Consider the following 13009-nt stretch of genomic DNA (forward strand, 5'->3'; position numbering starts at 1 on the left):
GTTTGGTCCGGCCGGAGGCTTGTGTATGCTCCTGCGACATTTATGGCTCAACTATAAGAACAATGCCCATATGACTCACAGCTCCGACGCGCTGAGCCCCTCTGCGGAGGCCGGGCGGGTTATTCGCAAGCAGTTCGCCACCGAGTTGGCGGTCGAGCGCACGCGCCTGTTGTACCAGGGCTCGTTGCTGCCCACTCTGTTCATGCTGATCAATGGCCTGGTCTGTGCCTGGCTGCTCTGGAGCCCGCAACGCTACCTGCTGGTCAGCGTCTGGATGGTCTGGCTGATGGCACTGGTGGCCTTGCGCGTGATCCAGGTCGCGGCATTCGATTCGGCCATCTCCAGCCGCCAGGCGCAGCCGATCTGGCGCCGCATGTTTCTGCTCGGCTCTGCCGTCAGCGGCCTGACCCTGGCCTGTGCCGGCATCGCCCTGGTGCCCACCGACAGCTTTCTCCAGCAGGCCTGGGTGTTCGGCCTGATCGGCGCGGCCACCTTGTCCGCCAGCATTGCCTATGCCGTGAGCTTCCAGGCATTCCTGACCTTCACCTTGCCCTGCCTGCTGCCAGCGATCGGCTATCTGTTCTGGGACGGCGACGGCGCGCGCCAGGGGTGGGGCTGGCTCGGGCTGATCCTGCTGGTATCGCTGAGTGTGGTGGCCTTGCAGGTCAATCGGCTGATCGAGCGCGGCCTGCTGCGGCGCTTCCAGAACCAGGCCCTGATCGAGAACCTGCAGCAGGCCCAGGCCCGCAGCGAGCAGCTCAACCAGGAGTTGGCGCGCGAGGTCGAGCAACGTCGTCGAGCCGAGCTGGAGCTGCGCGAGGCCCACGTAGAACTGGAAAGCCGCGTCGCCCAGCGCAGCCAGGAACTGGACCTGGCGAACCGCGCCCTGACCAAGAGCGAAACCCGCCTGGCGCTGGCCTTGCAGGCCAGTGAGCTGGGCCTGTGGGACTGGAACCTGCAGACCGACGAGGTTCATCACACTCACATCAAGGAGCTGTTCGGCCTTGATCCCCAGTACGTCACGGCCATGCTCGGCCACCTCAAGCCGCGGTTGCATCCCGAAGACGTGCCGGCGCTCAAGCGCGCCCTGGTGGAACACCTCAAGGGTCGCAGCGAGGACTATGTCATCGAATACCGCGTGCGCCATGGCAGTGGCCACTGGGTCTGGATCGAGGACCGTGGCCGGGCAGTGGAACGTAGTGCCAGCGGCCGGGTACTACGCATGGTCGGTACCCGCCGTGATATCAGCTCCCACAAGGAGCTGGAGGGGCAGCGGCAACTGGCGGCGACGGTGTTCGAGGCGGCCAGCGAAGGCATCGTGATCTTCGACCCGAACTACTCGTTGCTGGCGGTCAACCAGGCGTTCAGCCGGGTCACCGGCTATCAGATGGAAGACATGCTGGGGCGTAACGTCGTCGAACTGCCGTGCAGTCGCGATGCCCGTCGGCATTTTTCGATGATCCACCAATCGCTGGAACAGTACGGCAATTGGCAGGGCGAGTTGGTGGAGGCGCGCAAGAACGGCGAGCTTTACCCGCAATGGCTGCAGTTGAATGTCGTGCGCGATGCTCGGGGAAAAGTCAGCCATATCGTGGGCTTCTTCGCTGATCTGTCAGCACGGCGCGAATCTGAAGAGCGCATGCGCTTTCTCACCCACTATGACGAACTGACCGGCCTGGCCAACCGCTCGCTGTTCAAGGAGCGCCTGCGCGAGGCCAACCAGCGTGCCCGCCAGGAAGGCCGCAGCCTGGCGTTGCTGCACATCAACCTGGATCGCTTCAAGCTGCTCAACGACAGCCTGGGCCATGAAGTGGCCGACCAACTGCTGCAGAAAATGTCCCGGCGGCTGGTGAACGCGTTGCCGGAGGCGAACACCATCGCCCGGTTGTCCGGCGATGAATTCGCGGTGCTGTTCGATGCCTACGGCAGCCTGTCCAGCCTGGCCCGGGTGGCGACGCGCCTGCTCGGCAAGCTGCGCCTGCCGTTGACCATAGAAGGGCACGAACTGGTGGTGAGCGCGTCCATGGGCATCAGCCTGTTGCCGGACAGCGCTCGGGAAATCCTGGCGCTGGTCAGCCAGTCGAACATCGCCATGCAGCACGCCAAGCATCTGGGTGGGAACAACTTCCAGTTCTACACCGACAGCCTGCAGGCCAGCACCCTGGAGCGCCTGCAACTGGAAAACCAGTTGCGCAAGGCCATCGAGGAGCAGCAACTGAATGTGTTTTACCAACCCAAGCTGTGCCTGGCCACCGGCCGCCTGAACGCCGCCGAGGCGCTGGTGCGCTGGGAGCACCCGACCATGGGCCGGGTGCCGCCGGGGGATTTCATCGGTCTGGCGGAGGAGACCGGGCTGATCGGTCCGATCGGCGAGTTTGTGCTGCGCCGGGCCTGCTGGCAGGCCTGCGAATGGCAGCGCCAGGGCCTGCCGGCAATGCGGGTGTCGGTGAACCTGTCGGTGCATCAGCTGCGCCAGGGCAAGCTGGTCAGCCTGGTCCGCCAGGTACTCGAGGAAAGCGGACTGGCGCCGCATCTGCTGGAACTCGAATTGACCGAGAGCCAATTGCTCGACAGTGTCGAGCACATCATCGCGACCTTCCAGCAACTGCGTGCCCTGGGCGTGAAGCTGGCGATCGACGATTTTGGTACGGGTTATTCGTCGCTGAGCTACCTCAAGCGCTTCCCGGTGGACTACGTGAAGATCGACCAGGCCTTCATCCGCGGCCTCGACGAGGGCAGCGAAGACGCCGCGATCACCCGGGCGATCATTGCCATGGCCCATAGCCTGGGCCTGAAGGTGGTGGCCGAGGGCGTCGAGAACCCGCAACAACTGGAGTTCCTCAAGGAGCATGGCTGCGACGAGGTACAGGGCTACCTGATCAGCCGGCCGGTGGAGGTGGCGGCACTGGTGCAACTGCTGCGCGACGATCAGCGCACCGCTCCCTTGTAGGAGCCGGGCTTGCCCGCGAACCGCCAAAGGCGGCCATCCGCCACAAAACCCGCCTCCTGAGAACGTATCCACCACGCAATGGAACAGGCAATCGACGAATTCATGTAGTATAACTACAAGAATGCTACATCCTCGGCATTCGCCCATAACAATCGAGTCCAGCCCGTGAATCTGTTGCAACACATCGCCCAGTCCCGCACCCTGCTTCGCAAATCGGAGCTCAAGGTTGCCGATCACGTGCTGCTCGACCCGGCGGCGGTGATGCACAGCTCCATGGCCGACCTGGCCCACAGCGTGGGGATCAGCGAACCGACCATCGTGCGCTTCTGCCGGGCCATCGGTTGCTCGGGCTTCCAGGACCTGAAACTCAAGCTGGCGCAGAGCCTGGCGGCGGGTGCCAGTTTCGGCCAGTTCGCGATCCACGAAGACGATTCGGTCGCCGACTACAGCCTGAAGATCTTCGACACCACCCTGCACACCCTGATGGAAGTGCGCGAGAAGCTCGACCCGGCGGCCCTGCAACGGGCAGTGACGGCCATGTCGGCGGCGCAGCGTGTGGAGTTCTACGGCTTCGGTGCGTCGGGCGCGGTGGCGGCGGATGCCCAGCACAAGTTCTTCCGCCTGCTGCTGACCGCCGCGGCCTATTCCGACCCGCATATGCAGGCCATGTCGGCGGTGACCCTCAAGCCCAGCGATGTGGCGATCTGCATTTCCCAGTCGGGGCGTTCCAAGGACCTGCTGATCACCGCCAACATGGTTCGTGAAAGCGGCGCGACGCTGATCACCCTGTGCCCGAGCCAGACACCGTTGGCCGAGCTGTCGACGATCAACCTGGCGATCGACGTGCACGAAGACACCGAGATCTACACGCCGCTGACCTCGCGTATCGCCCACCTGGTGGTGATCGACGTGCTGGCGATGGGCGTGGCGATGGCCCGTGGTCCGAGCCTGGTCAACCACCTCAAGAGCGTCAAGCGCAGCCTGCGCAGCTTGCGGCTATCGCCCAAGTCGCTGAAGAACCTCGAAGACTGAATTCATCTGCCTGTCACCCGGCTGCCGCCAAATCGTAACGACCGGCAGCCATCTTGGAGTCTCCAACCCAACCTGGGAGACTCGAAATGGCCCGGCACCACGAAGAGCAAAGCAGCGTAAAGACCCGTCGGCAGCAGGAAGACCAGCGTCGCATGGAGTTCCGTCGCGCAATCGAAGACCGCAACGAACTGCGTCAGCTGCAAGCGGAAATAGCCGCTCTCAATTACTGGCAGATGGACTCGGCAGTCGACCGTCGAAGCGCTCAGCGAGCCCACTGATCTGCAGCCTCTCACTTCGGATGAACCCCAGGAACGCATGCGCGACCGGTGACAGGCGTTTATCCCTGGCCTGAACCACGCACCAACTGCGATAGAGCGGCAGTTCTTCCACCGGCAGTTCCCGGAGCACGCCGGTCGCCAGTTCCAGGCTCAGGGCATGGCGCGTCAACAGCGCCAGGCCCAGCCCCGCCACCACGCTTTCGCACTGCGCCTCGCCAGAGGTCACCTCGAGTGTCTGCGAGAAGTGCACGCGCTTTTCCTTGAAGTACTCCTCGCAGGCCATCCGGGTACCCGACCCCGGTTCGCGGATCAGCAGCGGATAGGGCTCCAGGTCCTGCAGGCGCAGCGGGCCCTGGTGGCACAGCGGATGATCGGGCGGCGCAACCGCGACGATCGGGTTGTTCAGGAATGGCAGGAATTCCAGGCCCATGTCCTGGGGCACCATGGACATGATCAGCAGGTCGTCGCGGTTGTCCGACAGGCGTCGCAGGGCCTGGGCGCGGTTGACCACCGTCAGGTGCAGGCTGACCTCCGGATGCTGGCGCTTGAACGCCGCGAACAGGTGCGGCACGAAGTATTTCGCACTGGATTCCACCGCCAGTTTCAGTTGCCCCTGCAGTGACCCTTGCATGTCCGAGAGCTGCATATCGAGGTTTTCCAGCCGGCCGAAAATATCCCGGCTGGCCCGCTGTAACGCTTCAGCTGCCTCAGTCATGTAGAGCTTTTTGCCGACATATTCGAACAGCGGCTGGCCAATCAGCTCTTCCAACTGACGAATTTGCAGGCTTACGGCCGGTTGTGTGAGCGACATTTCTTCAGCCGCCCGGCTATAGGAGCGCAAATCGCAGACCTCGTTGAAGATTTTCAGCTGACGTAATGTCATACGCATCAAGGACTTACGCATTTTTTGCGAACACTCTCGGGCGGCGGGTCACTAGACTATAAGTCATTACTTATAGCCAACCCAATAATTATTGATTTTAGTTTATCGATGGCGGGAGCTAGTGTGGTGACGCGACTGGCTTGAAACATTTGGTCACTCGTCGACCCGCTCTGTGGGACAGATATCGGGTCGTGGACAGAGGGCCGGCCCGCGAGGCTTTTGGTGTTTTGACGGACATCATCGTGGGCTGGCCCAGGTCCTTCCTGTCTCCATGCGTTCCCGAGATCGCGTGGGGTTCCAGCAGGTTGTTTCGTTCCAGCGGCTTAGGAATTTCCAAGTGATAAAAAAGATCCTGATCGCCAACCGTGGTGAGATTGCCGTCCGCATCGTGCGAGCCTGTGCCGAAATGGGCATTCGCTCGGTGGCGATTTTCTCCGACGCCGACCGTCATGCCCTGCATGTCAAACGGGCGGACGAGGCCTACAGCATTGGCGCCGAGCCCCTGGCCGGCTACCTCAACCCGCGCAAGCTGGTGAACCTGGCAGTGGAAACCGGCTGCGATGCCTTGCATCCCGGCTATGGTTTTCTCTCGGAAAATGCCGAGCTGGCAGAAATCTGCGCCGAACGTGGCGTGAAATTCATTGGCCCATCGGCGGACGTGATTCGCCGCATGGGCGACAAGACCGAAGCGCGCCGCAGCATGATCAAGGCGGGCGTGCCGGTCACTCCAGGTACCGAAGGCAACGTCTCCGGCATCGAGGAAGCCCTGAGCGAAGGTGATCGCATCGGTTATCCGGTGATGCTCAAGGCCACGTCCGGTGGTGGCGGCCGCGGCATTCGTCGCTGCAACAGCCGCGAGGAACTGGAGCAGGCGTTCCCCCGTGTCATCTCCGAGGCAACCAAGGCCTTCGGTTCGGCGGAAGTCTTCCTGGAAAAATGCATCGTCAATCCCAAGCACATCGAGGCGCAGATTCTCGGCGACAGCTTCGGCAACGTGGTGCACCTGTTCGAGCGTGACTGCTCGATCCAGCGCCGCAACCAGAAACTGATCGAAATCGCCCCCAGCCCCCAGCTGACCCCTGAACAGCGCGCCTACATCGGCGACCTATCGGTGCGCGCGGCCAAGGCGGTGGGTTACGAGAACGCCGGCACCGTGGAGTTCCTGCTCGCCGATGGCGAGGTGTACTTCATGGAAATGAACACCCGGGTGCAGGTGGAACACACCATCACCGAGGAAATCACCGGTATCGACATCGTTCGTGAGCAGATCCGCATCGCGTCCGGCCTGCCGCTGTCGGTCAAGCAGGAAGACATCATCCATCGCGGCTTTGCCCTGCAGTTCCGGATCAACGCCGAGGACCCGAAGAACAACTTCCTGCCCAGCTTCGGCAAGATCACCCGCTACTACGCGCCCGGCGGCCCCGGCGTGCGCACCGACACGGCGATCTACACCGGCTACACCATTCCGCCGTTCTACGACTCCATGTGCCTGAAACTGGTGGTCTGGGCGCTGACCTGGGAAGAGGCGATGGACCGCGGCCTGCGGGCCCTGGACGACATGCGCCTGCAAGGCGTGAAGACCACCGCCGCCTACTACCAGGAAATCCTGCGTAACCCGGAATTCCGTAGTGGCCAGTTCAATACCAGCTTCGTGGAAAGCCATCCGGAACTGACCAACTACTCGATCAAGCGCAAACCCGAAGAGCTGGCCCTGGCCATCGCCGCCGCCATCGCCGCCCACGCAGGCCTGTGAGGAAGAGAACAATGTCCAAGAAAATTCATGTAACCGACACGATCCTGCGCGACGCCCACCAATCGCTGCTCGCCACCCGCATGCGCACCGAAGACATGCTGCCGATCTGCGACAAGCTCGACAAGGTCGGCTATTGGTCGCTGGAAGTCTGGGGTGGCGCGACCTTCGACGCCTGCGTGCGCTTCCTCAAGGAAGACCCGTGGGAGCGCCTGCGCAAGCTGCGCGCCGCGCTGCCCAACACCCGCCTGCAGATGCTCCTGCGTGGCCAGAACCTGCTGGGCTACCGCCACTACAGCGACGACGTGGTCAAGGCCTTCGTCGCCAAGGCGGCGGTCAACGGTATCGATGTGTTCCGTATCTTCGACGCCATGAACGACGTGCGTAACCTGCGCGTGGCCATCGAGGCGGTGAAGGCGGCGGGCAAGCACGCCCAGGGCACCATCGCCTACACCACCAGCCCGGTGCACACCATCGAGGCGTTCGTGGCCCAGGCCAAGCAGATGGAAGCCATGGGTTGCGACTCGGTGGCGATCAAGGACATGGCCGGCCTGCTGACACCGTTCGCCACCGGCGAGCTGGTCAAGGCGCTGAAGGCCGAGCAGTCGTTGCCGGTGTTCATCCATTCCCACGACACCGCCGGCCTGGCCGCGATGTGCCAGCTCAAGGCGGTGGAAAACGGTGCCGACCATATCGACACCGCGATCTCCAGCTTCGCCTGGGGCACCAGCCACCCGGGTACCGAGTCGATGGTCGCCGCCCTTAAAGGCAGCGAGTTCGACACCGGCCTGGATCTGGAACTGCTGCAGGAAATCGGCCTGTACTTCTACGCCGTGCGCAAGAAGTACCACCAGTTCGAAAGCGAATTCACTGCGGTCGATACCCGCGTGCAGGTCAACCAGGTGCCGGGCGGGATGATTTCCAACCTGGCCAACCAACTGAAAGAGCAGGGTGCCCTGAACCGCATGAACGAAGTGCTGGCAGAGATCCCGCGCGTGCGTGAAGACCTCGGCTTCCCACCGCTGGTGACCCCGACGTCGCAGATCGTCGGCACCCAGGCGTTCTTCAACGTGCTGGCCGGCGAGCGCTACAAGACCATCACCAACGAGGTGAAGCTGTACCTGCAAGGCGGCTACGGCAAGGCGCCGGGCACCGTCAACGAGAAGCTGCGTCGCCAGGCCATCGGCAGCGAAGACGTGATCGACGTGCGTCCGGCCGACCTGCTCAAGCCGGAAATGACCAAGCTGCGCAACGACGTCGGCACCCTGGCCAAGTCCGAGGAAGACGTGCTGACCTTCGCCATGTTCCCGGACATCGGGCGCAAGTTCCTCGAAGAGCGCGAAGCCGGCACTCTCGTGCCTGAAGTACTGCTGCCGATCCCCGAGGCCGGCGGTGTGCGTGCGCCGGGCGGCGAGGGTGTACCGACCGAGTTCGTCATCGACGTGCACGGCGAAACCTACCGCGTGGACATCACCGGTGTCGGCGTCAAGGCCGAAGGCAAGCGCCACTTCTACCTGTCCATCGACGGCATGCCGGAAGAAGTGGTGTTCGAGCCGCTCAACGAGTTCGTCGGCGGTGGCAGCAGCAAGCGCAAGCAGGCCAGCGCACCGGGCCACGTCAGCACCACCATGCCGGGCAACATCGTCGATGTGCTGGTCAAGGAAGGCGACAGCGTGAAAGCCGGCCAGGCCGTGCTGATCACCGAAGCCATGAAGATGGAGACCGAAGTGCAGGCCGCGGTTGCCGGCAAGGTCACCGCCATCCATGTGGCCAAGGGCGACCGGGTCAACCCGGGCGAGATCCTGATCGAGATCGAGGGCTGAACAAGGCCTTCATCTGTAACGCTTAATCCTCGGGGGGCATGTGCCCCCTTTTTTTATGCGGATTTTACCCGGTGCAACGGCGTCGACGTAGAGATGGCTCGCAGGCATGCAGGGGTTACCTGTCGTTAGGGGGGTGTGCAGCAGAGCCCCGGCGGGTTCATGCCGGCACGATCGTGAGCGTCGCCGAGAGCTGTACGTCCTCCGGCAAGGACGTGAGGCTGACATAGAGGCCTGAGACAGTGACCTGGCCGACCTTGTCGGGAACGGTGAAAGAGACGGTTTCCCAGTCGACGATATTGAAACCGCTGATGGTTGGGGCGTCATTCCCACCTTTCGTGAAGTGGAACCGATAGAGCCCGCTGAATGTGTTCACGGTCGGTCCCCTGAGGGTGAGGACCTGCCCCACGGTCGCTTGCTCCGGCAGTTCCACCCTGGGTTTTGCCTGCAGTTTTTTGTTGATCATTTTGCACCTCCTGAGAAATGACAGTCCCGATCAATGGTCGGGCCTGGAGACGGCATCGAACATTCATTGATGATCAGGTTCCGGTGGGTTCAATCTGGCTTGATGTCGAGGGTTCCGAAGATCTGCGCGTCATCCGGCACAGAGGTGCCCCAGGTGTAGTACCCCTCGACCACGTGCTCGCCGACTTTGTCGGGAACGGTAAAAGCGATGCTGTCCCAGGACGTGCGATGGATGGTGACGAAGTAGGGTTCGCCAGGGCCGCGAAATTCGAGCTCATAGATCCCGCTGAATACGCTGACGGCCCGTCCCGTGATGGTGACTATCTTCCCGACGACCGCCTCCTCCGGCAGGTCGACTTGTGGTCTGTTTTCCTGTGTTTGCTCAAACATTTCACACCTCATTGCTGAAGTTCATCCATGTCCGCTCCCGTGTGGGCGAGCGGGCGACGTCTTCAGGCTACGAGGGTTGGGAAAGGCCCAGCTACTGTCAGAAATGACAGTCCTGATCAACGGTCACGGGGCGAGAGTCCTGTCCTGGTCTAGAACGTCATCTGCCACTGGCCCGTGATGCCGTGGCTGTGGCTGTCCTTACCCATCTCTGCGGTATAGGCGATGCCGATCGCGTGTCCGGCGGAGAGCTTGAGGTCCAGTCCGGTACCGATCGCCAGGCGGTCGCGATCCTGGGCGATGCCCGCGTTGCTGAAGGTTTTGCCGGTGACCCGGTTCGTCTGGTGCGTGCTGCCGCCCGGTTCGCCATACAGGTGTTTCCAGCCTGTGCTCAGGTGCGGGGTCAGGCTGAGGCCGTGGTCCAGGCGCAGCACGCTGGCGGCACGCAGGCCCAGGGTGGTGCTGAAGTTGTCCTGGCGCTGGGCGCTGTTGTGCAGCGCCGCTTCGCCGCCTTTTTCCCGGTGGGCCTTGCCTGAGTAGCGTTCGTAGCCCAGGCCCACGAAGGGTTCGACGCTCAGTCGGGCGCCGCCCAGGGTGTAGCCGAACTCGGCGAAGGCTTGCTGGCTGGTGGCGCTGTAGTCGCCGGCGAGCCGGTCCTGGTAACCGGCGAAGGCCACGTTGCGGCGGGTGTGGCCATCGTGGTCGCTGTGGATAACGCCGAGGCGCAAGGCGGCGGGGCCGCTCTGGCGCAAGGCGTAGGCACCCAGGTGCCAGCTGTCCAGTTCGCCCTTGAAGCGGCTGCCTTCCAGCGTCGAGCGCGATTGGCCGCCCAGCAGGCCCAGGCGCCATGCCTCGCCCAGGGACCAGTCGGCACCGAGCACCAGGCCTTTGGTGCCGTGTTCGAAATCCTTGCGGCCCCGCGTTTGCTCGAATCGGCCGGCGCTGTTCAGGCTCTGCAGCCACAGGCGGCTTTCCTCGGGACGGGCAGACCCCTGTCCCGACAGGACGGTCGGGTCGGTTGCGCCCAGGCGCATGGCGTCAAGGGCACTGTTGCCGACCAGGCGGGTGCTGGCCAGGGTGGAGTTGGCCAGGTGCGCGTGTTCCGCGCCGGCCAGCTGGGCCCAGGCGGCCTCTTTGGCCGCCGGGTCGAGCTGGCTCAGCGCGTGCAGCAGGGGCGATTCGATCGGACGGGGGATTGGTGGCGTGTAGTTGCCGCCCTGTCCGCCCTTCGGTGGTTCGAATGGCGGGATCCAGGTGCCGTTGGGTCGATAGGTGGGCAGGTTCTCCGGCTTGGGAGGCGCTATCGTCCAGTTTCGATCATTGGTACCTGGCTGCGTGTCGGGGGCGGACGGTCGCTCCGGAAAATAAGGGGAATACGGGTACTGGGCCTGGGCCTGCTGGGCCAGCAGGCTGCTCAGGAGCAGGGTCAGGGTGACGGCAAGGCGGGTCTTTTCGGGGAGCATTCCATTTCATCCTCGGTATTGAACGAGGAGGAAATGTATCGACCCATGTACTCGGTAAATGTCGGCGCATTTACCCTGGATTTGCGGGATATGTCAGCGTTTTCCCGTTGTTTTTTACAAGGTCCGCCGTGGCGTCGGCTCAGCCCCGGCACTCGGCCAGGGTTCGCACCTGTCCGGCCGTAGTCAGGTTGTCTTCCGACAGCCAGCGCTCGAACCCGGCGTTCACCGTCGGCCACTCGCCATCGATGATGCTGTACCAGGCGGTGTCGCGGTTCATGCCCTTGACCACCATGTGCTGGCGGAACACGCCCTCGAAGCGAAAGCCCAGGCGTTCGGCGGCCGCCCGGGAGCGGGCGTTGTCGTTGTTGCACTTCCACTCCAGCCGCCGGTAGCCGAGGGCGAAGGCTTCCCTGGCGAGCAGGTAGACCGCCTCGGTGCTCTTGGGCGAGCGCTGCATCGGTGCGCCGAAGGTCACGTGGCCGATCTCGATACGGCCCTGGGCCGGGACGATCGACATCAGGCTGAGAACGCCCTGGACCTCGCCGCTGGCCTTGTCGACGATGGCGAAAAAGTACGGATCGGTGGCCGCCGCGTTGCCGCTGAGCCAATCGTTGAAGGTCGCACGCTCCGGGAATGGCCCGTACGGCAGGTAATCCCACAGCTTGGGGTCGGCATCGGGACCTTCGAAGGCGCGATACAGGTCGTCGCCGTGGCGGGCGACGTCGAGTTTTTCCAGGACGATGAAGCGCCCCTCGAGGCGCCGGGTGGACGGCGCCGGTGCGCCGTTCCAGTTTGCTACGGGTGTCGACATGGGGTGGTCCTCGGGTTCACAGGCCGTGGCGAAATTGAATGAAACCGGGGCGCTCGGCAATCCGTTCGTACAACTGGATGGCCGTGGCGTTGGTTTCGTGGGTCAGCCAGTGCACCTTGCTGCAGCCGTCCTGGGTCGCGGTGGCATACACGTGCTCGATCAGCCGCCGGCCGAGACCGGTGCCGCGTACGTCGGCGGCGACGAACAGGTCCTGCAGGTAGCAGGAGTCCTGGATGCTCCAGTTCGAGCGATGGTAGATGAAGTGCACCAGACCCACGGCCTTGCCGTCCTGCCAGGCGAGGGCGGCATGGGTGGTCTCGGCGGGGTCGAGCAAGCGCTGCCAGGTCGACTGGTAGACGCTTGCCGGCAACTCGGTTTCGTAGAACCTCAGGTAGGCCTGCCACAGCGGGTGCCAGACAGCCTGGTCGGCGGCGGTGACCGGACGGATTTCGATGGAACTCATGCTGACTCCTTAACGCATCAAGTGGGCGAGGGCCTGGTCCTGGCTGTCGGCACTGGCCGCCAGCCCTTGTTGTACGCCGGCGATATCGACGGCACTGCGGTTCTGGCTGAGTTTGCGCTTGCCCTCCAGGCGCTGGATCGGCAAGGCAATGCCGACGATGGCCTTGAGCATAGCGGCGATGTACGGCTCGGGGGCATCGTCGACGCTCCAGGGCTTGGCCCGGCCGGCCTCATGGCGGTCGGTAAGCGCACCGACCAGTTGGCGCAAGCGTTCGGCATCCTCGAACACCTCGGCCTGGCCGTAGGCGTGCACGGCCACGTAGTTCCAGGTCGGCACGACCTTGCCGTGCTCGGCCTTGCTCGCATAGAAGGACGGGCTGACATAGGCATCGGCGCCGGGAAAGATCACCAGCGCCTCGGCGCCTTCGGCCAGATCCTGCCACTGCCGATTGGCACGGGCCAGATGCCCGAGCAGGGTGCCATGCGGTCCCTGGTCCGCGTCGAGCATCAGCGGCAGGTGGCTGGCCTGCAGGCCCAGCTTGCCGTGGGTGACCAGCATCGCCAGGCGGGTTTCCCGGATATGCCGGTGCAGGGTGGGCAGGTCGTGTTCGGCGAAGCTGCTGGGTGTGTACATGGAAATTTTCCTTGGCGAATACCGGCATCCTAGGCAGGCTATTGGTTGGTTGTAAGAGCCATTGTTGGTGATTT

Annotated in this window: 12 protein-coding genes; 5 read left to right on the forward strand and 7 right to left on the reverse strand. The window is 63.4% G+C overall.

From position 1 onward, the window contains the following. The first annotated feature begins 70 nt into the window (after nt 1-70). From AC6I6U_RS03850 to AC6I6U_RS03860, 3 genes are all read left to right on the forward strand, one after another. Nucleotides 71-2950, forward strand: coding sequence for a putative bifunctional diguanylate cyclase/phosphodiesterase (locus AC6I6U_RS03850; protein ID WP_497880736.1), 2880 nt, complete (start codon nt 71-73; stop codon nt 2948-2950). A gap of 165 nt (nt 2951-3115) precedes the next feature. Continuing rightward, nucleotides 3116-3982: a transcriptional regulator HexR gene (hexR, locus tag AC6I6U_RS03855; RefSeq protein WP_017902205.1), complete on the forward strand. Its 867-nt coding sequence runs from the start codon at nt 3116-3118 to the stop codon at nt 3980-3982. An 86-nt stretch (nt 3983-4068) separates the two neighbouring features. Then, on the forward strand, nt 4069-4260 hold the full coding sequence (locus AC6I6U_RS03860; protein WP_497880737.1) for a PA3496 family putative envelope integrity protein: 192 nt from the start codon (nt 4069-4071) through the stop codon (nt 4258-4260). Here AC6I6U_RS03860 and AC6I6U_RS03865 read toward each other — a convergent pair. Then, nucleotides 4202-5164, reverse strand: coding sequence for a LysR family transcriptional regulator (locus AC6I6U_RS03865; protein WP_497880738.1), 963 nt, complete (start codon nt 5162-5164; stop codon nt 4202-4204). The genes AC6I6U_RS03860 and AC6I6U_RS03865 overlap by 59 nt on opposite strands. Before the next feature lie 316 nt (nt 5165-5480). Here AC6I6U_RS03865 and AC6I6U_RS03870 point away from each other — a divergent pair, with 316 nt between their 5' ends. Further along, a complete protein-coding gene (locus AC6I6U_RS03870) occupies nt 5481-6896 on the forward strand; it encodes an acetyl-CoA carboxylase biotin carboxylase subunit (protein WP_497880739.1) in 1416 nt (471 codons plus the stop codon). A gap of 11 nt (nt 6897-6907) precedes the next feature. Continuing rightward, on the forward strand, nt 6908-8716 hold the full coding sequence (gene oadA, locus AC6I6U_RS03875; protein ID WP_497880740.1) for a sodium-extruding oxaloacetate decarboxylase subunit alpha: 1809 nt from the start codon (nt 6908-6910) through the stop codon (nt 8714-8716). A gap of 157 nt (nt 8717-8873) precedes the next feature. Here oadA and AC6I6U_RS03880 read toward each other — a convergent pair whose 3' ends face one another. The 6 genes from AC6I6U_RS03880 to AC6I6U_RS03905 form a co-directional block, all read right to left on the reverse strand. Next, nucleotides 8874-9179, reverse strand: coding sequence for a hypothetical protein (locus AC6I6U_RS03880; protein ID WP_497880741.1), 306 nt, complete (start codon nt 9177-9179; stop codon nt 8874-8876). Nucleotides 9180-9268: 89 nt separating this feature from the next. Continuing rightward, a complete protein-coding gene (locus tag AC6I6U_RS03885) occupies nt 9269-9568 on the reverse strand; it encodes a hypothetical protein (RefSeq protein WP_497880742.1) in 300 nt (99 codons plus the stop codon). 149 nt (nt 9569-9717) lie between these two features. Then, complete coding sequence (locus AC6I6U_RS03890; RefSeq protein ID WP_497880743.1) at nt 9718-11028, reverse strand: autotransporter outer membrane beta-barrel domain-containing protein; 1311 nt, start codon at nt 11026-11028, stop codon at nt 9718-9720. A 139-nt stretch (nt 11029-11167) separates the two neighbouring features. Continuing rightward, the gene (locus AC6I6U_RS03895; protein ID WP_497880744.1) at nt 11168-11839 is read right to left on the reverse strand and encodes a GNAT family N-acetyltransferase; all 672 of its coding nucleotides are present in this window, start codon (nt 11837-11839) and stop codon (nt 11168-11170) included. A gap of 16 nt (nt 11840-11855) precedes the next feature. Beyond that, complete coding sequence (locus AC6I6U_RS03900; RefSeq protein WP_497880745.1) at nt 11856-12302, reverse strand: GNAT family N-acetyltransferase; 447 nt, start codon at nt 12300-12302, stop codon at nt 11856-11858. Between the two features lie 9 nt (nt 12303-12311). After that, nucleotides 12312-12935, reverse strand: a complete 624-nt coding sequence (locus AC6I6U_RS03905; RefSeq protein ID WP_497880746.1) for an FMN-binding negative transcriptional regulator — start codon at nt 12933-12935, stop codon at nt 12312-12314. Between the last annotated feature and the right edge of the window lie 74 nt (nt 12936-13009).

It is taken from the genome of Pseudomonas sp. UTLPPB19802 (assembly GCF_059730225.1).